General features: G+C 60.1%; 16 protein-coding genes. 8 read left to right on the top strand and 8 right to left on the bottom strand.

The features are described 5' to 3' along the window. Positions 1-153: 153 nt before the first annotated feature. The gene (locus ACUTQY_RS05635; protein ID WP_046687767.1) at positions 154-822 is read left to right on the top strand and encodes a DUF1345 domain-containing protein; all 669 of its coding nucleotides are present in this window, start codon (positions 154-156) and stop codon (positions 820-822) included. 218 nt (positions 823-1,040) lie between these two features. Here ACUTQY_RS05635 and fbaA read toward each other — a convergent pair whose 3' ends face one another. The 4 genes from fbaA to ACUTQY_RS05615 all read right to left on the bottom strand — a co-directional run bounded on the left by fbaA (position 1,041) and on the right by ACUTQY_RS05615 (position 5,760). Then, entirely contained in the window at positions 1,041-2,120 is a 1,080-nt protein-coding gene (gene fbaA, locus ACUTQY_RS05630) for a class II fructose-bisphosphate aldolase (protein ID WP_025304179.1), read from the bottom strand. A gap of 116 nt (positions 2,121-2,236) precedes the next feature. Next, positions 2,237-3,400 carry a phosphoglycerate kinase gene (gene pgk, locus ACUTQY_RS05625; protein ID WP_046687768.1) on the bottom strand — a complete coding sequence of 388 codons (1,164 nt, stop codon included), beginning with the start codon at positions 3,398-3,400 and terminating at the stop codon, positions 2,237-2,239. Positions 3,401-3,470: 70 nt separating this feature from the next. Further along, a complete protein-coding gene (gene epd, locus ACUTQY_RS05620) occupies positions 3,471-4,487 on the bottom strand; it encodes an erythrose-4-phosphate dehydrogenase (protein WP_004931582.1) in 1,017 nt (338 codons plus the stop codon). 313 nt (positions 4,488-4,800) lie between these two features. After that, the gene (locus ACUTQY_RS05615) at positions 4,801-5,760 is read right to left on the bottom strand and encodes a LysR substrate-binding domain-containing protein (RefSeq protein ID WP_273866173.1); all 960 of its coding nucleotides are present in this window, start codon (positions 5,758-5,760) and stop codon (positions 4,801-4,803) included. 82 nt (positions 5,761-5,842) lie between these two features. Between ACUTQY_RS05615 and ACUTQY_RS05610 the strand changes: the two genes are divergently transcribed. The 5 genes from ACUTQY_RS05610 (at position 5,843) to ACUTQY_RS05590 (ending at position 12,556) form a co-directional block, all read left to right on the top strand. After that, on the top strand, positions 5,843-6,928 hold the full coding sequence (locus ACUTQY_RS05610; RefSeq protein WP_033652189.1) for a tartrate dehydrogenase: 1,086 nt from the start codon (positions 5,843-5,845) through the stop codon (positions 6,926-6,928). Positions 6,929-7,292: 364 nt separating this feature from the next. Continuing rightward, positions 7,293-8,903 carry a BCCT family transporter gene (locus ACUTQY_RS05605; protein ID WP_046687770.1) on the top strand — a complete coding sequence of 537 codons (1,611 nt, stop codon included), beginning with the start codon at positions 7,293-7,295 and terminating at the stop codon, positions 8,901-8,903. A gap of 26 nt (positions 8,904-8,929) precedes the next feature. Further along, entirely contained in the window at positions 8,930-10,054 is a 1,125-nt protein-coding gene (locus ACUTQY_RS05600; protein ID WP_033644732.1) for an aromatic ring-hydroxylating oxygenase subunit alpha, read from the top strand. 46 nt (positions 10,055-10,100) lie between these two features. Next, the gene (locus tag ACUTQY_RS05595; protein ID WP_033644731.1) at positions 10,101-11,549 is read left to right on the top strand and encodes an NAD-dependent succinate-semialdehyde dehydrogenase; all 1,449 of its coding nucleotides are present in this window, start codon (positions 10,101-10,103) and stop codon (positions 11,547-11,549) included. 41 nt (positions 11,550-11,590) lie between these two features. After that, positions 11,591-12,556: a PDR/VanB family oxidoreductase gene (locus tag ACUTQY_RS05590; RefSeq protein WP_046687771.1), complete on the top strand. Its 966-nt coding sequence runs from the start codon at positions 11,591-11,593 to the stop codon at positions 12,554-12,556. Between the two features lie 30 nt (positions 12,557-12,586). On the opposite strand, the gene ACUTQY_RS05585 is transcribed toward ACUTQY_RS05590, so the two are convergent. From ACUTQY_RS05585 to ACUTQY_RS05570, 4 genes are all read right to left on the bottom strand, one after another. After that, positions 12,587-13,657, bottom strand: a complete 1,071-nt coding sequence (locus ACUTQY_RS05585; protein ID WP_033652192.1) for an ABC transporter ATP-binding protein — start codon at positions 13,655-13,657, stop codon at positions 12,587-12,589. Further along, positions 13,650-15,419, bottom strand: coding sequence for an ABC transporter permease (locus tag ACUTQY_RS05580; RefSeq protein ID WP_046687772.1), 1,770 nt, complete (start codon positions 15,417-15,419; stop codon positions 13,650-13,652). Before ACUTQY_RS05580 ends, ACUTQY_RS05585 begins: the two co-directional genes overlap by 8 nt. A 78-nt stretch (positions 15,420-15,497) precedes the next feature. Continuing rightward, complete coding sequence (locus ACUTQY_RS05575) at positions 15,498-16,586, bottom strand: ABC transporter substrate-binding protein (protein ID WP_046688539.1); 1,089 nt, start codon at positions 16,584-16,586, stop codon at positions 15,498-15,500. 169 nt (positions 16,587-16,755) lie between these two features. Beyond that, positions 16,756-17,673, bottom strand: a complete 918-nt coding sequence (locus ACUTQY_RS05570) for a DMT family transporter (protein ID WP_046687773.1) — start codon at positions 17,671-17,673, stop codon at positions 16,756-16,758. A gap of 287 nt (positions 17,674-17,960) precedes the next feature. Between ACUTQY_RS05570 and ACUTQY_RS05565 the strand changes: the two genes are divergently transcribed. Further along, positions 17,961-18,293, top strand: coding sequence for a tRNA-binding protein (locus ACUTQY_RS05565; RefSeq protein WP_004931561.1), 333 nt, complete (start codon positions 17,961-17,963; stop codon positions 18,291-18,293). A gap of 30 nt (positions 18,294-18,323) precedes the next feature. Next, positions 18,324-19,205, top strand: coding sequence for a 2OG-Fe dioxygenase family protein (locus ACUTQY_RS05560; protein WP_028127702.1), 882 nt, complete (start codon positions 18,324-18,326; stop codon positions 19,203-19,205). Positions 19,206-19,350 lie beyond the last annotated feature (145 nt).

The following is a 19,350-nucleotide window of genomic DNA, read 5'->3' as shown; positions in this document are numbered from 1 at the left end:
GGCCTCGGCGGCCAGTAGGAAACCACGCCTAAGGGTAACCAACATTAAAGGCTCATGCCAACCATCAGCATTAAAAATAGCCGAAACTGCCCGCCGCTTCTTCTATGCTGAGAACAGCGCGTTGGCCATTTCACGACAAGGGATCCGTTCTTCATGCACATTCGCTCTTCGCTCAAACACTATTGGCAAGTGCGGCCCAGGCTGCTGTTTTCCGTCGGCGCCGGGCTGCTGTGCTTTCTGCTGCTGCCCGCCCAGCTCTCGCTGCTGCAACGCTTGATGATCGGCTGGAATACGCTGGCCTGGCTCTACCTGCTGTTTCTCTGGCGGCTGATGCTGGTCAGCACGCCGCAGCACATTCGCCAAATCGCCCGGCGGCAGGACGAAAGCGCCAGCATGGTGCTGGCGTTAGTCAGCCTCGGCTGCCTGGTCAGCTTACTGGCGATCCTGTTTGAATTGAGCAGCGCCAAACAGGTGGTCGGCTCTCTGAAAACGCTGCATTTGCTCCTGACCGGCGCCACGCTGGCGGTCTCCTGGCTGCTTCTGCCGACCGCCTTCACCATGCACTATGCTCATCAGTTTTATCGCCAGGGCGCACAGCAGGATCCTTTGCCGCTGCTGTTCCCCGGCAATCTCGCCGATCCCACCTATCTGGATTTCGCCTACTTCTCCTTCACCATCGCGGTCGCGTCGCAAACCGCCGATGTGGCGGTCGGCGCGGCAGAGGTGCGCAAGATCACCCTTCTGCAGTCGGTGATCTCCTTCGCGTTCAACATGCTGATCCTGGGCCTGTCCATCAACGTCGGCGCCGGCCTGTTGGGCTGAAAACGAAAAAGGCTCCCCGCAGGGAGCCTTTAAATTGCAAACAAAGGAGGAAAAAACGTGGTTTTTCCTCCTTTGTGATCATCAGTCGAAAATCAATAAATTGATTTTCCTTATTTTTTATATTTTGCCTACGGCAAGCCAAGCCACGCATCAGGCTTGCCATAAACAAAAAGGCTCCCCGCAGGGAGCCTTGTACATCATGCAACAGGTGCCGAAGATTACAGAACGTCTACCGCGTTCAGATCTTTGAAGGCCTGCTCCAGACGCGTCACCATGCTGGTTTGCGCTGCGCGCAGCCATACGCGTGGATCGTAGTATTTCTTGTTAGGCTGATCGGCGCCTTTCGGGTTGCCCAGCTGGCCCTGCAGGTAAGCTTCGTTCGCTTTGTAGTACTGCAGGATGCCGTCCCAGGTCGCCCATTGGGTGTCGGTGTCGATGTTCATCTTGATCACACCGTAACCCACAGACTCTTTGATCTCTGCATCGGTAGAACCGGAACCGCCGTGGAACACGAAGTTCAGGCTGTTGTGCGGCAGGTTGAATTTCTTGGACACGTAATCCTGAGAATCGCGCAGGATGGTTGGAGTCAGCTTAACGTTGCCTGGCTTGTACACGCCGTGCACGTTACCGAACGATGCAGCGATGGTGAAGCGCGGGCTGATGGCGTTCAGTTTTTCGTACGCGTAAGCCACGTCTTCCGGCTGGGTGTACAGAGCGGAAGCGTCCATATGGCTGTTGTCCACGCCATCTTCTTCACCGCCGGTGCAGCCCAGTTCGATTTCCAGCGTCATGCCGATTTTGGCCATGCGCTTCAGGTAGGCGCTGCAGATCTCGATGTTTTCTTCCAGAGACTCTTCAGACAGATCGATCATGTGGGAAGAGAACAGCGGTTTGCCGGTAGCGGCGAAGTGTTTCTCGCCGGCGTCCAGCAGGCCGTCCAGCCATGGCAGCAGTTTCTTCGCGCAGTGGTCGGTGTGCAGGATCACCGGCACGCCGTAGTGTTCAGCCATCTGGTGAACGTGGTGTGCGCCGGAGATAGCGCCCAGAATCGCTGCGCCCTGAGGCACATCGGTCTTCACGCCTTTGCCGGCGATGAATGCGGCGCCGCCGTTGGAGAACTGAACGATGACCGGCGCGCGCACTTTAGCCGCGGCTTCCAGCACTGCGTTGATGGAGTCGGTACCCACGCAGTTTACCGCTGGCAGCGCAAAGTTGTTCTCTTTAGCAACTGCGAAGACTTTCTGAACGTCATCACCCGTGATGACACCCGGTTTTACGAAATCAAAAATTTTAGACATGTTACTTTGTCCTGTTTCGTCGGCCGTAGATGGATGTAAATCGATGTTTTCACGCCGCGCAGCATTTGCCGCGCGGTATAAAACAAACGGGCGGCTTTCGCCTCCCGTTGTCTGAATTACTGCTTAGCGCGCTCTTCCAGCATCACGACTGCAGGCAGCGGTTTCCCTTCAACGAATTCCAGGAATGCGCCACCGCCGGTGGAGATGTAGGAGATTTTGTCAGCGATACCGAACAGATCGATGGCTGCCAGAGTGTCGCCGCCGCCAGCGATAGAGAAAGCGTCGCTATCGGCGATCGCGCGGGCGACAATTTCGGTGCCCTTACGGAAGTTAGGGAACTCGAATACGCCAACCGGGCCATTCCACAGAATGGTTTTGGCGTTCTTCAGGATAACGGCCAGACGCTCGGCAGAGACGTCGCCCATATCCAGAATTTGCTCGTTGTCCTGGATCTCGTTGGCCTGCTTCACGGTCGCGGTCGCGGTCTCAGAGAACTCGGTCGCCACGCGCACGTCGGTCGGCACCGGAATGTCGCAGGTTTCCAGCAGTTTCTGCGCGTTCGGGATCAGATCCGGTTCGTACAGGGACTGGCCCACGTTGTTGCCCTGCGCCGCCACGAAGGTGTTGGCAATGCCGCCGCCGACGATCAGCTGATCGGCGATTTTGGACAGGGAATCCAGCACGGTCAGTTTGGTGGAGACTTTAGAACCGCCCACGATGGCGACCATCGGACGGGCCGGGTTACCCAGGGCTTTGCCCAGCGCTTCCAGCTCGGCGGACAGCAGCGGGCCGGCACAGGCGACAGGCGCGAACTTGCCCACGCCGTGGGTGGAAGCCTGCGCGCGGTGCGCGGTGCCGAACGCGTCCATCACGTACACGTCGCACAGCGCCGCGTATTTCTTGGACAGGGTTTCGTCGTCTTTCTTCTCGCCCTTGTTGAAACGGACGTTTTCCAGCACCACCAGTTCACCTTCGGCGACGTCGACGCCATCCAGATAATCCTTCGCCAGACGCACTGGGGATTTCAGTTGATCTTTCAGGTAGTTGACCACAGGCAGCAGGGAGAATTCTTCGTTGTACTCGCCTTCGGTAGGACGACCCAGGTGGGAGGTTACCATCACGCGGGCGCCTTGCTTCAGCGCAGCTTCGATAGTCGGCAGGGAAGCGCGGATACGCGCGTCGGAAGTCACTTTACCGTCTTTTACCGGCACGTTCAGATCGGAGCGGATCAGTACGCGTTTACCCGCCAGATCCAGATCGGTCATCTTAATTACAGACATGGTGAACCCTCTTTATTGAATCTCTATAAAATTGCCTGAGCAGCGCGCCAATCACGCCGGCGCCGCCGTACTAGAAACCGCTGGCGGCCATTGCCCGTGTTGTATCCAACATCCGATTGGCAAAGCCCCATTCATTGTCGCACCAGACCAAGGTCTTTATCAGGTGCTGCCCGCTGACCCGGGTCTGCGTACCGTCGACGATAGCGCTGTGCGGGTCATGGTTAAAATCGATCGAGACCAATGGTAATTCCGTGTAGTCAACTATACCACGAAATGATTCCCGTGCGGCCTTTTGCAACAGCTGGTTGACCTCCGCCACCTTCACTGCGGCGCTCACGCTGACGCTAAGATCGATAGCCGTCACGTTGATGGTCGGCACGCGCACCGAGATAGCCTCGAAGCGATCGCAAAACTGCGGGAAGATGCGGGTGATGCCCGCGGCCAGCTTGGTATCGACCGGAATGATCGACTGGCTCGCCGCGCGGGTGCGCCGCAAATCCGCGTGATACGCGTCGATCACCGGCTGATCGTTCATCGCCGAGTGAATGGTGGTCACGGTGCCGGACTCGATGCTGTAGGCGTCGTCCAGCAGCTTGATCACCGGAATAATGCAGTTGGTGGTGCACGAGGCGTTGGACACGATGCGATGTTCCGCCAGCAGCGTCTGATGGTTGACGCCGAACACGATGGTGGCGTCCAGATCGTTGCCGCCCGGATGGGCGAACAGCACTTTCTTCGCCCCCGCCGCCAGATGGGCCTCGCCATCCGCCCGGCTGCCGTACACGCCGCTGCAGTCCAGCACCACGTCGACGCCCAGTTCGCCCCAGGGCAACTGCTCCACCGCCGGTTGGTGCAACAGGCGAATCGCGTCGTCTCCGACGCTCAGCGTGTCGCACTCTTGCCGCACATCCCAGGCGAAGCGGCCATGGCTGGAGTCGTACTTCAGCAGATGGGCCATGCCTTCGGCGTTCGCCAGCTCATTGATCGCCACCACGGAGATTTCCGCCCGTCGGCCCGATTCGTACAGTGCGCGCAATACGCTGCGGCCGATGCGGCCAAAGCCGTTTATCGCTATGCGGATGGTCATGCTGCTCCTGAAAAAAGGGCCGTCCACGCCGGGTTGACTCACCGGCGCCGCCCGGCGCTGACTGGTTGTCTCACTAACCCGCATAGAGTAGTGGATCGTACCGCCCGCTGTGAATCGCCGAGTTTGCATTATTCCCGCGCTTCAGCGGTTTTTCACCGCCGTCACATCGGCATTTCTGTCGAAGAGTGCTTCAACTGAAACGCTTCAGCTGAGCATAAACCAAAGTTTTGGCAAAAGGAACACGTGCGACAGTTCCTCAGGTAACGGATGGGAATTTTACGAGCATAAGATGATCTGGCGCACATTTTTGGCCTTAAGACCGCGACGGATTTTCACTCGCCGGCACCGTTTCGCCGTAGTGCTCACAAAAATAGTCGCGCAGAAATTCGACGGTCACCCGCACTTTCGCCGACGTTGCCAGCCGGGAAACGTACACCGCCCAGATATTGGCCGGCTGATAATACTCCGGCAGGATGTGCACCAGTCGGCCGCTGTCGATGTTCTCTTTCACGTCCCAGGCGGAACGCAGCGCGACGCCCTGCCCGTCCAGGCACCACTGATGCACGATTTCGCCGTGGTTCGACGCCAGCGCGCCCGTCACCTTTACCGTTTCTTCACCGCTCGGCCCCTGCAGCCGCCACAGCCCGAACGGATGATCGCGTTCTTTGATCACCAGACAGGAACGGCCCGCCAGCTCCGCCGGGTTTTTCGGCGCCCCGTGGCGCTGCAGGTACGCCGGCGAAGCGCACAGTATGCGCTGGTTGTCCGCCAGCTTGCGCGCAATAAGATTGGGGGCGATATCGTCGCCGATGCGGATATCCAGATCGAAACCTTCGCTGACCAGATCCACCAGCCGATCGGAAACGTCGAGCCGCAGTTCCAGCTGCGGATACTGCCGCGCCAGCGCCGACAGCGCCGGCGCGACGAAACGCCGGCCAAAGCCGAAGCTGCTGACCACTCGCAGCATGCCCTGCGGCGCCTGGCGCACTTCGGACAGCTCGTCCATCATCTGATCGACATCGTTGAGAATGCGCTGCGCCCATTCGTAGATGCGCTCGCCGTCTTCGGTGATCGCCACCCGCCGCGTGGTGCGGTGCAGCAACGACACGTCCAGCGTCTTCTCCAACAGCGCGATGCGCTTGCTGATAAAGGCCGGCGAAACGCCCAACTCTTCGGCGGCGGCGGCAAACCCGGCGCGGCGCGCCACCAGCACGAACACCCGCAGGTCACTCAGGATCGGCATATTGTTCATGATTCGTGTTTTATGTTTCACCGTTTTCAGGATTGATTAACAGTTAGTCAATTATAGGATAACAGTGTTGTCAATCTCCCCTACCTACAAATGAGACCTCTGTATGAGCAAAACTTACAAGATTGCCGCCATCCCCGGGGACGGGATCGGGCGGGAAGTGTTGCCGGAAGGCATACGAGTATTGCAGGCGGCGGCGGCGCGCTGGGATCTGTCGCTGGAATTCGCCACCTTCGAGTGGGCCAGCTGCGACTACTACCAGCACCACGGCCAGATGATGCCGGACGACTGGTTCGAGCAACTGAAAGGCTTCGACGCCATCTATTTCGGCGCCGTCGGTTGGCCGGACACGGTGCCCGATCATATCTCGCTGTGGGGTTCTCTGCTGAAATTCCGGCGCGACTTCGAACAGTACGTCAACCTGCGTCCGGTGCGGCTGTTTCCCGGTGTGCCCTGCCCGCTGGCGAACAAGCAGCCGGGCGATATCGATTTCTACGTGGTGCGCGAAAATACCGAAGGGGAATACTCCTCGCTCGGCGGACGGATGTTCGAAGGCACCGAACGCGAGATGGTGATCCAGGAATCGGTCTTCACCCGTCAGGGCGTGGATCGCATCCTGAAGTACGCCTTTGAGCTGGCGCAACAGCGCCCGCGCAAACGCCTGACCGCCGCCACCAAGTCCAACGGCATGGCCATCAGCATGCCGTACTGGGATGAGCGCGTGGCGGAGATGGCGCGCCAATACCCTGATATCGCCTGGGACAAACAGCACATCGATATTCTGTGCGCGCGTTTCGTGCTGAACCCCGAACGCTTCGACGTGGTGGTCGCCTCCAACCTGTTCGGCGATATTTTGTCGGATCTCGGCCCGGCCTGCACCGGCACCATCGGCATCGCCCCCTCGGCCAACCTGAACCCGGAGCGCAACTTCCCGTCGCTGTTCGAGCCGGTGCACGGCTCGGCGCCGGACATTTTCGGCAAAAACATCGCCAACCCGATCGCCATGATCTGGAGCGGCGCGATGATGCTGGACTTCCTCGGCGACGGCGATGCCCGCTACCGCCAGGCGCACGACGGCATCCTGCAGGCGATTGAGCGCATTATCGCCGACGGGCCGCGCACGCCGGACATGCGCGGCGACGCCTCCACCCAGCAAGTCGGCCAGGCGATCGCCGCCCTGCTGCAACGCTGAACGCCGCAGATTTTCCCGCGCAGGGCGCCCTTCCGCGCCCTGCTTTGCCACGTCCGTTTTTCCGCTTCGATCGCTGCCGCAAATCCGTTGAAAACCACCGCAGAAGGCACGCCAATACCCCGGTCAAGATCACAACAAATTGTTTACATACTGTGTTTTATCCTTTTACAGATGCCCCAATTGTGGCCCTCCTGTAATTTGTGCACACTCGAAAATGTTAATGAAGAGTGAATATTCCCGGTAGCGACCCACCGGGCGGTTTGCTCCTCGCGGTGTAACAAAACAAATGGTTCAAGCCAATAAGGCCCGGGCGCACCCTACGCTTTGCGCACCGGCCCACCACCGATAACAGGAGTTCACTCCCATGCAGAGCAATCCCAAAAAGGATGTCACGCTCATCGCCATCAGCCTGTGCAGCATTGCGCTGATCGCCATTTGCCTGATGCTCTTTCCGGCTCAATCCGCGCTTATCGCCAACACCATTTTCAACGGCGTCACCCGGCTGTTCGGTTCAACCATTCAAATCCTGGTGCTGATCGCCCTGCTGGTGGTGCTGTATCTGGCGTTGAGCAAATACGGCAACATCCGCCTCGGCGAAGGCAAACCGCAATACTCCACGCTGGCCTGGCTGTTCATGTTCATCTGCGCCGGCCTCGGCTCGTCCACCCTGTATTGGGGGGTAATGGAGTGGGCGTATTACTACCAGACGCCGGGGCTGAACATCGCGCCGCGCACCCCGAAGGCGCTGGAATACAGCATCAGCTACTCCTTCTTCCACTGGGGCCTGAGCGCTTGGGCAACCTATGCCCTCGCCTCGCTGATCATGGCCTACCACTTCCACGTGCGTAAGAACAAAGGGCTCAGCCTGTCGGGGATCATTTCCGCCATCACCGGCGTGCGCGCCAACGGCCCGATCGGGCGGATGGTGGACCTGATTTTCCTGGTCGCCACCGTCGGCGCCCTCACCATTTCGCTGGTGCTGACCGCCTCCACCTTTACCCGCGGGCTGACGGCGCTGACCGGCATCCCGGACAACTTCGCGGTGCAGGCGACGGTGATCCTGCTGGCGGCGGTGATTTTCTGCCTCAGCTCCTACATCGGCATCGACGGTGGCATGCAGCGCCTGAGCAAAATGGTCGGCTGGGGCGCATTCGCTTTCGCCGGGTTGGTGCTGCTGGTCGGCCCCACCGAGTTCACCATCAACAACACCATCAACGCCATCGGCCTGACGGCGCAAAATTTCCTGCAGATGAGTCTGTTCACCGATCCGATGGGCGACGGCAGCTTCAGCCGCAGCTGGACGGTGTTCTACTGGCTGTGGTGGATCTCCTATACTCCGGGCGTGGCGATGTTCGTCACCCGCGTCTCGCGCGGCCGCAAGATTAAAGAGGTGATCTGGGCGCTGTTGCTCGGCAGCACCCTCGGCTGCTGGTTCTTCTTCGGCTCGCTGGAAAGCTACGCCATGCACCAGTTCATCAGCGGGCAGCTCAACGTGCCGGAGATCCTCAGCACCCAGGGCGGCGAAACCGCCGTGCAGATGCTGCTGACGGCGCTGCCGCTCGGCAAGCTGTTCCTCGCCGCCTATCTGTTCATCATGATCATTTTCCTGGCCTCGCACATGGACGCCGTGGCCTACACCATGGCCGCCACCAGCACCCGCAACCTGCAGGAGGGGCAAGATCCCAGCCCGATGCTGCGCCTGTTCTGGTGCGTGGTGATCACCCTGATCCCGCTGTCGATCCTGTTTACCGGCGCCTCGCTGGACACCATGAAAACCACGGTGATCCTGACCGCACTGCCGTTCCTGCTGGTGCTGCTGGTGAAAACCTACGGTTTCGCCCGCTGGCTGAAGCAGGACTACGCGGCCATCCCGGCGCACCTGATCGAAAGCAGCCCGCCAACGCTGCCCGAAGCGCCGCCGGCCGGCGAACTCTCCGCTCCATCGTCGTATCAACCGCGCCCTATGGCGAAATGACAATAAGAAAAGAGGAAGGTTAACTTATGAGCACTCTGATCCCTGAATTTACCTTACCGAAAGATTTCTGCGCCGACGCACGCGAGGCCTACACCATACCGGCCCGGTTCTACACCCACCAGGCGGCGTTCGAGCACGAAAAAGAGCAGGTGTTCGCCACCAGTTGGATCTGCGTGGCGCACCGCAGCGAGCTTGCCCAACCGAACGACTACATCACCCGCGAGATCATCGGTGAAAACATTCTGGTGGTGCGCGGCCGCGATAACGTGCTGCGCGCCTTTTACAACGTCTGCCCGCACCGCGGCCACCAACTGCTGGCGGGCGACGGCCGGGCGAAAAACGTCATCACCTGCCCTTATCACGCCTGGGCGTTCAAGCTGGACGGCGAGCTGGCGCACGCGCGCAACTGTGAAAACGTGCAGAACTTCGATAAAGAAAACTCGCACCTGGTGCCGGTGCGGGTCGAAGAGTACGCCGGGTTTATTTACGTCAATCTGGACTCGCAGGCCGGCACGGTGGAAGACCAACTGCCGGGCCTCGGCGCCAAAGTGCGCGAAGCCTGCCCGCAGGTCGACGATCTCAAGCTGGCGGCGCGTTTCGTCACCCGCACCCCGGCCAACTGGAAGAACATCGTCGACAACTACCTCGAGTGCTACCACTGCGGCCCGGCGCATCCCGGTTTCGCCGACTCGGTGCAGGTCGATCGCTACTGGCACACCCTGCACGGCAACTGGACGCTGCAGTTCGGCTACGCCCGCCCTTCCGAGCAGTCGTTCAAGTTTGAAGAGGGCAAAGAATCCAGCTTCCACGGCATCTGGCTGTGGCCGTGCACCATGTTCAACATGCCGCCGCTGGAAGGCATGATGACGGTGATCTATGAGTTCCCGGTCGATGCGGAAACCACCCTGCAGCACTACGACATCTACTTCACCAACACCGATTTGAGCGACGAACAGCTCAAACTGATCGACTGGTACCGCGACGTGTTCCGCCCGGAAGATTTGCGGCTGGTGGAAAGCGTGCAAAAAGGCCTGAAGTCGCGCGGCTATCGCGGCCAGGGGCGCATCATGGCCGACGGCGCCGGCAGCGGCGTCAGCGAACACGGCATCGCCCACTTCCACAACCTGCTGGCGCAGGTTTATCAACCTTGATGCGACGGGGCCCGCGGGCCCCTTTCCCCTGACTTGTGAGGTTCTTGTGAAAATTTCCGATCGGGCGCTATTCCGCCAACAGGCATATATCAACGGCCAATGGCGCGACGCCGACAACCAGGAAACCCTGCCGGTGAGCGATCCCGCCACCGGCCAACTCATCGGCAGCGTGCCCAACATGGCGACGGCCGAAACCCAACGGGCGATCGACGCCGCCCAGCAGGCGCTGGAAGGCTGGCGCGCGCTGCCGGCGCAACAGCGCGCGCAGCTGCTGCGGCGCTGGTTTGAACTGATGCTGGAACACCAGCAGGATCTGGCCAACCTGATGACGCTGGAGCAAGGCAAACCGCTGGCGGAATCGCTGGGTGAGATCCGCTACGCCGCCTCCTTTATCGAATGGTTCGCCGAACAGGCCAAGCGCGCCAACGGCGACATCATTCCTTCGCCGAGCAGCGATAAACGCCTGATGGTGCTGAAACAGGGCATCGGCGTGTGCGCGGCGATCACGCCCTGGAACTTCCCGGCGGCGATGATCACCCGCAAGGCTGCGCCGGCGCTGGCGGCCGGCTGTACGCTGGTGGTCAAACCCGCCAACGAAACCCCTTATTCGGCGCTGGCGATGGCCGAGCTGGCAGAACGCGCCGGCATTCCCGCCGGGGTGTTCAACGTGGTGACCGGCAATTCGCAGGCGATCGGCGCCGAGCTGACTCGCCACCCGCAGGTGCGCAAACTCAGCTTTACCGGCTCCACACCGGTGGGCAGGCTGCTGATGCGCCAGAGCGCGGACACCATCAAGAAAGTGTCGCTGGAGCTGGGCGGCAACGCGCCGTTCATCGTATTTGACGATGCGGACATCGATGCCGCGGTGGAAGGCGCGCTGATCGCCAAGTATCGCAACGCCGGGCAGACCTGCGTCTGCGTCAACCGGTTCTACGTTCAGCGCGGCGTTTACCCGCAGTTCGCCGAGAAGTTTGTCGCCCGCGTGGCGGCACTGCAGGTCGGCAACGGCTTCGAAGCCGGCGTACAGATTGGCCCTCTGATCAATCGCAAGGCGCGCGATAAGGTGTTGGAGCTGCTCGATGACGCACTGAGCAAAGGCGCTCAGGTGCTGACCGGCGCCACGCCGCACGCGCTGGGCGGCAATTTCTTCACCCCGACGGTGCTGGGCGACGTGCAGCCCGGCTCGCTGCTGCTGGAAGAAGAGATCTTCGGCCCGGTCGCGCCGCTGGTGATATTCGATGACGAAGCCGAGGCGATCCGCCAGGCCAACGACACCATTTACGGCTTGGCCGCTTACTTCTACACCCGTGATGCGGCGCGCATCTGGCGCGTTTCGGAACGGCTGGAGTACGGCATGGTCGGCATCAATACCGGGCTTATCTCCAACGAGGTGGCGCCGTTCGGCGGGGTGAAACAGTCGGGGCTGGGGCGTGAAGGCTCCGAATACGGCATCGAAGACTATCTGGAGCTCAAATACCTGTGCCAGGCGGTATAACTTTTTCATGCGCGGGGACGCCCGCGCTTTGGAGCCAATGAATGACCAGCTATCAGATGCTTGATGTCCGCGTCGTCGACATCGAAACCGTCACCGCACGGGTCAAGCGCTTTACCCTGGCGGATCCGCAAGGCCGGCCGCTGCCCGCCTTCAGCGGCGGCAGCCACATCATCGTGCAAATGCAGGACGGCGAGCAGCGCTACAGCAACGCCTATTCGCTGCTCAGCTCACCGTTTGAACTCGAGCATTACCAGATCGCCGTTCGGCGCGAGTCTCCTTCCAAAGGCGGTTCCGACTTCATGCATGACCGGTTGGCGGTCGGCGATACGCTGACCATCAGCACCCCGAATAACCTGTTCGCGCTGGCGCCGGAAGCGCAACATCACGTGCTGATCGCCGGCGGCATAGGCATCACGCCGTTTATGGCCCATCTGCATGAGCTGCAACGCAGCGGCCAACGCTACCATCTGCACTACTGCTTCCACAGTGAAGAGCACAACGCCTTCCAGCAGCAGCTGATGCAAGCGCCGTTCGCAGACAACGTCAGTTGCCATGTCTCCAGCCTTGGCGGCCGGTTGGATCTGGCGCGCACGCTGGCCGATGTGGAACCCGGTGCCCATATCTACGTCTGCGGCCCGGCGGCGCTGAACGAAGCGGTTTACCGGATCGCCGCCGAACGGGGCATCGCCCCCGGTCGCTTGCACAGCGAAGCCTTCGCCGCCGAAGACACGGCGGGCGGTGCCTTTACGCTGGTGCTGGCCCGCTCAGGTATTGAGCTTGAAGTGGCGGAAGACATGACCATCCTGCAGGCGCTGGAAAACAGCAAGGCGGCCAAGGTCGAGTGCCTGTGCCGCGAAGGCATTTGCGGCACCTGCGAAACCCGCATCGTCGAAGGGGAAGCCGATCACCGCGATCAGTATCTCAGCGAGGAAGAACGCGCGGCGCAGCAGACCCTGTTGATCTGCTGCTCGCGCGCCAAAGGCAGCCGGCTGGTGCTGGATTTGTAAAAGGAGCGCCCGCAACGGCGGGCGTCCTGGTTAAGCTTTCGGGAATATCCACAGATGCTCGGCCGGCAGGGAGAGCCGGCACAGCGCCCGATCGCGCGCCTCGTGGCCATAGGCGCGTACCACGAAATCTTCGGCCACGGTGCGGAACAGGTATTCCCAGCGATCGCCGAGATACATGCTGGTCAGCAACGGCAGCTCAAGCTGATTACCCTGTGGATCTTCACCCAACCGCACGCGCTCCACGCGGATCACCGCCGTGCCCTCCTGCCCGACCTGCACGCCTTCGCCCGCTTTGCCCCACAGCGCCCAATCCTTACCTTCGATGCGCGCCCGGCCATCTTCCAGCGCCACGATCTTGCCAGGCAACCGGTTGTTGCTGCCCATGAATTCGGCGGTGAACAGCGTGGCGGGCGAACCGTACATCTCCTGCGGCGTGCCCTGCTGTTCGATTTTGCCGTTATTGAGCAGCAGGATGCGATCGGAAATGGCCATCGCCTCGTTCTGATCGTGGGTCACCATCAGCGCCGACAGACCGAGCTTGATGATCAGCTCGCGCAGAAATACCCGCGCTTCTTCGCGCAGCTTGGCGTCGAGGTTGGACAGCGGCTCATCCAGCAGGATCACCGGCGGGTTGTAGACCAGCGCACGGCCGATCGCTACCCGCTGTTGCTGGCCGCCGGAGAGCTGGTGCGGATGGCGCTTGGCCAAATGCCCCAGCCCGAGCTGATCCAGCACCGCCTGTACCCGTTGGGCGATTTCCGCCGAGGCGGTCTTACGCAGCTTCAGCGGATAAGCGACGTTCTCAAACACCGTTTTATGCGGCCACAGGGCGTAGGACTGAAACACCAGCCCCAGGTTGCGCTCTTCGGCGGGAATTTCGCTGCGCGCGCTACCGTTGTAAACCGCGCTGTCGCCGATGACGATCCGCCCCTGGCTCGGCTTCTCCAGCCCGGCCACCGCCCGCAGCAACGTGGTTTTGCCGCTGCCCGACGGGCCCAGCAGCGAGACCACTTCGCCCCGTTTCAGATCCATCGACACCCCTTTCAGCACCGGGTTGTCGCCATAGGTCAAATGCAGGTTCTCTACCGAAAGTTCAATCATGTAATTTCACTCCAAAGCGCAAGGCGATCCCCAGCCCCAGCACCACCAGCAGGATATTGATGAACGACAGCGCGGCGACGATATCGATGGCGCCCGCGGCCCACAGGGAAACCAGCATCGAGCCGATGGTTTCCGTGCCCGGAGACAGCAGATACACCCCGGTGGAATATTCGCGTTCAAAGATCAGGAACATCAGCAGCCAGGAGCCGATCAGGCCGTAGCGCGACAGCGGAATGGTAACGTGTCGGGTGATCTGGCCGCGGCTGGCGCCGGCGCTGCGCGCGGCTTCCTCCAGTTCCGGCCCTACCTGCAGCAGCGTGGAAGAGATCAGCCGCAGGCCATAGGCCATCCACACCACGGTGTAGGCCAGCCAGACGCTGAAGATGGTGCTGCGCAGCGAACGCAGCCAGACGATCACGTTCTCGCGCAGCCATTCGGCCATCGGCAGCACGGACAGCCAGCCTTCCTTGAGCGATTTATCCAGCCACATCGGCAGGAACAGGAACACCCACAGGAACGCCAAACCGGCCAGCAGCCCCGGCACCGCGCGCGGCACCAGCACGCTGTAGTCGAGGAAGCGCGTGGCGCCGTCCGGCTTGCGGTGCATCGCGATGCCGATAAACAGATAGCACGCGACCGCCAGCGCCCCGCCGATCACCCCGATCGCCATCGAGTTGACGATGGCGCGCAGCAGGTTGGGCTGCGCCCAGATGGTGCGGAAGGTGTTGATCGACAGTTCGTCCCAGACAGACACGCCCACGCCCCAGTTGGAGATAAAGGCGCGCAGCACCACGCCGATCAGCGGCACGCCGATGGTCACGGTCAGCCAGAACATCACCACCGCGCCGGCCACCCAGCGCCATTTGCCCAGCGGCAACGCGCGCGCCTGCGAGGCTTTGCCCTTGACGGTGACGAAACGGTTGGCGGTACGCATCAGCCTGCGCTGCAGCATCACCAACGGAATGGTGATGCAGATCAGCACCACCGCTACCGCCGCCATCAGGTGGTAAGACGGCGTGCCCAGCTTGTTGGTCAACTGATACAGGTAGGTCGCCAGCACCAGGTTGCCTTCCGGATCGCCCAACACCAGCATCAGGCCGAACACCTCCAGCCCGAGGAAGAACAGCAGAACCCCGGCGTACAGGATAGACGGCCGCACCATCGGCAGGCTGACGGCGGTCATCACCTGCAGCGGCGTAGCGCCGGCGGTGCGCGCCGCTTCTTCAACGTCGGAGCCCACGCTGCGCAGCGCCGAGGAGATGTACAGGTAGGCGTGGGGCACGTGCGTCAACCCGGCGATAACCACGATGCTGGCCATCGAATAGATGTTCCACGGCACGAAGCCCAGCAGCGCCTCCGCCCACAGCGAGAAGAAGCCCACCGGCCCCGCCGCCACCACGTAACCGAAGCCCAGCACCATCGGCGACACGAAGATCGGCACCAAAATCAGCGGTTCGATGAGCCGCCGCCCCGGCAGATCGGTGCGCACCATCAGGAAGGCCAAAATGCCGCCGAGCGGGATAGCGATGATCACCAGGCCGAATGCCAGAATAAAGCCGCTTCTCAGCGCCTTGTAGAAATCCGGATCGGTAAAGATGAACTCGAAGGCCTCCAGGCTGAAGACCTTGGAGGGAGAGAAAAACGGAGCCGAGAGGAAGCTTTGAATGATGATAAATGACAGGGGGACATAGATAACCAGCGCGGTTATCAACACCACCAGGCCGCGCGGCAGGCTCTGCCACTTTCTGCGCCATGCTTGCATAAATGCTCCCTATGGTTGTAAACGACGACCAAAGGGCGCGCGCCTGTACGTCAGGCGCGCGTCCGAATGCAGTCCCTGTTATTTCGCCGCGGCGGCGCGCCATTGTTTGATGTAGTCGAGACGCTTGGCCGGCTGCAGATACTCCAGCAGGCTGTCGTCGACCGGGATCGGCTTGAGCGCGTTGCCCAGCAGCTTGGTCATGCCGTCGATGTCGTTCTTGCCTTCGACATCGTTGCGGATCGAAGGGATATCAGCCTGATTGGCGAGAATATTTTGCCCTTTCTCCGACAGCACGTAGTCGAACCACAGCTTGGCGGCGTTAGGGTGACCGGCTTCTTTGCTGATGAAGCTCACGCGCGACAGCACCAGGGTATAGTCTTTCGGATAGACGATGCCAAGCGACGGATCGCTCTTGGCGCGGGCCTCGGCGTACGAACCGAGGATGTTGAAGCCGATCAGGTTTTCACCGGAGGAAACGCGTTCCATCATGGTGCCGGTTGAGGATTGCACCGCCAGCCCGCCCTTGGCCACGTCGGCCAGCGTTTTGAAGTAGTTGGGATCGGCCTTGAAGTCCTGCACCGACAGCATGAAGCCGACGCCGGATTTTTCGATGTCGTAAGTGGTGACTTTCTTCTTGAATTTGTCCGTCTGGCTGGCGATCAGCTTGGCCAACGCCGTGTGCGAATCCGGCACATCGCCCTGCGGGATCAAGCGTTTGTTATAGATGAACACCACCGGCTCATAGGTGGTGCCATACACCTTATCTTGCCATACCGCCCATTTCGGCAGTTGAGCCTGCTCGGGAGAGGCGTATTCCTGCGCGTAATCGCCCGCCAGTTTCAAAATGGTGTCCATCGACGAACTCCACACCACGTCGCCGCTGGTGCCGCCGGCCGCCTGCTCGCTGATAAAGCGGTTATACAGTTCGGTGCTGTTCATGTCGTTGTATTCGACCTTGATGCCCGGATACAACGCCTCGAACCCCTGGATCAGCGGCGCCGCCGCCTTGGTGTCGGTGGTCGAGTAAATCACCACCTTGCCTTCTTTCTTCGCGCCGTCGACCAGTTTCTGGTAGTCGGCGGGGTAGCCCGCCGGGAAGGCCGCATAGGCGGAAACGGAGCCCAGCAAAGTGATTGTCGCTACGGTCGCGCTGATTTTTTTCATCATCATCATCCATCCCCTGATCACATTTAATAAACTAAAAATTAACATATAGTTAATAACTGTGACGAGGCAACGGCGTTGCTTTGTTATCTTTCGGTTTTGTGAGGTTGGACGTTTTTCAGCCAATAAAAAAGCCCGGCAGCGCGGGCTTTACGGCGCTTCCTGTCGCAAACTATTCGGCCAGGCGAGAACGCCGCAGCAGGCGAATTCGCTGTACGATGGCGACCCCCAGCAGGGTCAGGGCAAACCCCGCCAACTGCACCAGCGACAGCGCCTCGCCAAACAGCGCGTAAGCCTGCAGCGCCGCCGCCGGCGGCACCAGCAGCATCAGCGCGGTAATGCGAGTCAAATCGCCGTGGCGCACCATCCAGATAAACAGCGCGGTGCCGCCCAGCGACAACACGCCGGCCGACCACAGCAGCGAGAACCACAGCGTCGGCGAATTGTCCCAGGCGCCGGAGCCCATCACGGCCGCCAACGCGCCGGTCACGACCGCGGCGCCGAGGTGCTGAATGGCGCCCGCCGCCCGCAGATCGGCCGCCGCCAGCGAAGACTTCTGCACCATGATGCCGATCGTCAGCGCGACGATGCTGCCAAACCCCATCAGGATCGGCAACAGCGCCATATTGCCGACGTCGATACCGGTCAGTCGAGGGGAGAGCACCAGCGCAACGCCGATAAAACCGACCGCCAGCCCGGCCCAGGAGCGTAACCCTATCGATTTGCGCAGCACCAACGCGAAAATCAGCGCGGTGAACAACGGCTGCAATCCGCCGATCAGCGACATCACCCCGGCCGCCAGGCCGTTCGCCACCGCCCACCAGCTTGCAGCGAGATAAACGCCATTCATCAACATGCCGGTCAGCAGGTGCATCACGAACTGCCGCCCCTTGGGCCAGGCGCAATGCAATGCCAGCAAAGCGAATACCGCGGCGGCGATCAAAAAGCGAAAGGTCAGGAAAAGGTTGGGATCGGCATGATCCGCCACCGCACGCGCGGCAATAAAACCCGTCGACCAAATTAATATCAGGAAAAACGGCGCGATAAATGCCTTTCGCCGATCGCGTTTTTCACGCGGGGTTATTTCCATATCACTACCTGAAAGAATGCGGTTGATGAATGAGGGCATACTAACCAATTTAACACGGGCTTAACAGTGCCGAGCGAACGCCCAAGTTCAGGTGGCACACATAATTACCGGTGAATAATGAAGTTTCAATTTCATATAATTCATCGAGCTTATAATTAATTGCGCTACGTTACGATAATGTAAATTAATTGCTACATCAGGTATAAATATTCCCCTATCGGCGACATTGTCGGGATAATTCCCCTTTGCTAGCCTTTCTGAAGCCATTTAATTAACGGGACTGACTCATGGCCGAAATCACTGATTTTATGAAACTGGATATGCGTATTGGCGAAATTATTTCCGTGGAATATAACGACAAGGCGTTAAAACCCGCCTATAAGCTGCGCATTGATTTCGGCGAGGAAATTGGCATTAAAAACAGTTCGGCGCAATTATGCGAAAACTATCAGGAAGATGATCTGCTTGGCAGAAAAGTCATCTCCGTCGTTAATTTCCCCGCCAGGCGGGTTGCCGGATTTAAATCCGAAGTGCTGGTTCTTGCCGCGGTCACCCGGGATCAAGGCACCGTCTTGCTGAAACCCGATTTCGACGTGGAGATCGGCAGCAAGATTTTATAACCGCCCCATCATTCGTGAGGCCTCCGAGAAATGCGACAGTTATCTCTGCTTGATGAAGTTAAGAAGGCATACCAGGAACACCGTTCAGCCTTTATCCCCGGCGCTACCATGCAGGCAATCCTGCTGGCGCTGGGCGCGCGGCCGGAAGATTTCGCCAGGCTGCAGCAGGTCAGCGCCAATCTGGCGGACGATCCCACGCTGCCTTTCCGCAAGTCCAGAAACGGCCGTTTCTGTTTCGACTTCGATCGCGCCCGGATTGAGCGGCTGGAGTTCCAGCCTTTCGTGCTCTCGGTCGAGGAAGACTTCATCCGCTACGATTCGGGAAAGGTGCGCCATTTCCGCGGCATCAACGACGATCTGCAGTTGAATACGGCATTTCAGGCGCTGATGAAATTCAAAGCCTACGTGATCGATGGCGTGAGCGTGACGCCGCGCCCCCGGCTTAATCAGGAGATCAACAAGTTCGTCTGCACGGTGTTCAACCTGCGCACCGTCACCACGCCGCAGATGCTGGGCGAACCGGCGCTGGAAGGCGTGCACAGCGACGGCGTCGACCACACCATGACGACCTTCCTCGGCTGCGACAACATGACCGACGACAGCGCCAAGACCTTTATTCACGATATGCGCGAAACCAGCGGGATCAAATTCGATCGGGCCCGGCCGGAATGGATTTTGGGCGCAATACAGCATCGGCATTTCCTCGATACCCTGCTGATTGTCGACCATGAACGCAAACACAGCCTCTCACCGGTGGAAGCGCAGGACAAACGTAAGAATTCAACCCGCGATATGCTGATCTTTTTCACCCGTAAACCGGTCGAAGACGGCCACGTCTCCTTCGCGTATGACTCTTTTAAACCGCATATCGAAATCCCGCTGTCGATAGACATGGTGGCGCGCGCGAGCTAACGCGCTGCCGGGCCGGCCGCCATGATCCCTCTGTGCAGCCGGTTCACGCCAGGATAAACAGCGCTGTATTAATCAGGTTTTTGTCGCCGAATTATTATATCCTGCCGGACGAAAATTTTTGCGGGCGTACGCAGCCCCACGCGCC

The sequence above is a fragment of the Serratia sp. TSA_130.1 genome (genome assembly GCF_052691795.1).
The sequence above is the reverse complement of the archived record's forward strand: the minus strand, read 5'-3'. Positions and strand labels throughout refer to the sequence as shown.

Bases quoted from the DNA above. Each gene is read 5' to 3' on its own strand.
- ACUTQY_RS05635 (WP_046687767.1), top strand. From the start codon at position 154: ATGCACATTCGCTCTTCGCTCAAACACTATTGGCAAGTGCGGCCCAGG.
- fbaA (WP_025304179.1), bottom strand. From the start codon at position 2,120: ATGTCTAAAATTTTTGATTTCGTAAAACCGGGTGTCATCACGGGTGAT.
- pgk (WP_046687768.1), bottom strand. From the start codon at position 3,400: ATGTCTGTAATTAAGATGACCGATCTGGATCTGGCGGGTAAACGCGTA.
- epd (WP_004931582.1), bottom strand. From the start codon at position 4,487: ATGACCATCCGCATAGCGATAAACGGCTTTGGCCGCATCGGCCGCAGC.
- ACUTQY_RS05610 (WP_033652189.1), top strand. From the start codon at position 5,843: ATGAGCAAAACTTACAAGATTGCCGCCATCCCCGGGGACGGGATCGGG.
- ACUTQY_RS05605 (WP_046687770.1), top strand. From the start codon at position 7,293: ATGCAGAGCAATCCCAAAAAGGATGTCACGCTCATCGCCATCAGCCTG.
- ACUTQY_RS05600 (WP_033644732.1), top strand. From the start codon at position 8,930: ATGAGCACTCTGATCCCTGAATTTACCTTACCGAAAGATTTCTGCGCC.
- ACUTQY_RS05590 (WP_046687771.1), top strand. From the start codon at position 11,591: ATGACCAGCTATCAGATGCTTGATGTCCGCGTCGTCGACATCGAAACC.
- ACUTQY_RS05585 (WP_033652192.1), bottom strand. From the start codon at position 13,657: ATGATTGAACTTTCGGTAGAGAACCTGCATTTGACCTATGGCGACAAC.
- ACUTQY_RS05580 (WP_046687772.1), bottom strand. From the start codon at position 15,419: ATGCAAGCATGGCGCAGAAAGTGGCAGAGCCTGCCGCGCGGCCTGGTG.
- ACUTQY_RS05575 (WP_046688539.1), bottom strand. From the start codon at position 16,586: ATGATGAAAAAAATCAGCGCGACCGTAGCGACAATCACTTTGCTGGGC.
- ACUTQY_RS05570 (WP_046687773.1), bottom strand. From the start codon at position 17,673: ATGGAAATAACCCCGCGTGAAAAACGCGATCGGCGAAAGGCATTTATC.
- ACUTQY_RS05565 (WP_004931561.1), top strand. From the start codon at position 17,961: ATGGCCGAAATCACTGATTTTATGAAACTGGATATGCGTATTGGCGAA.
- ACUTQY_RS05560 (WP_028127702.1), top strand. From the start codon at position 18,324: ATGCGACAGTTATCTCTGCTTGATGAAGTTAAGAAGGCATACCAGGAA.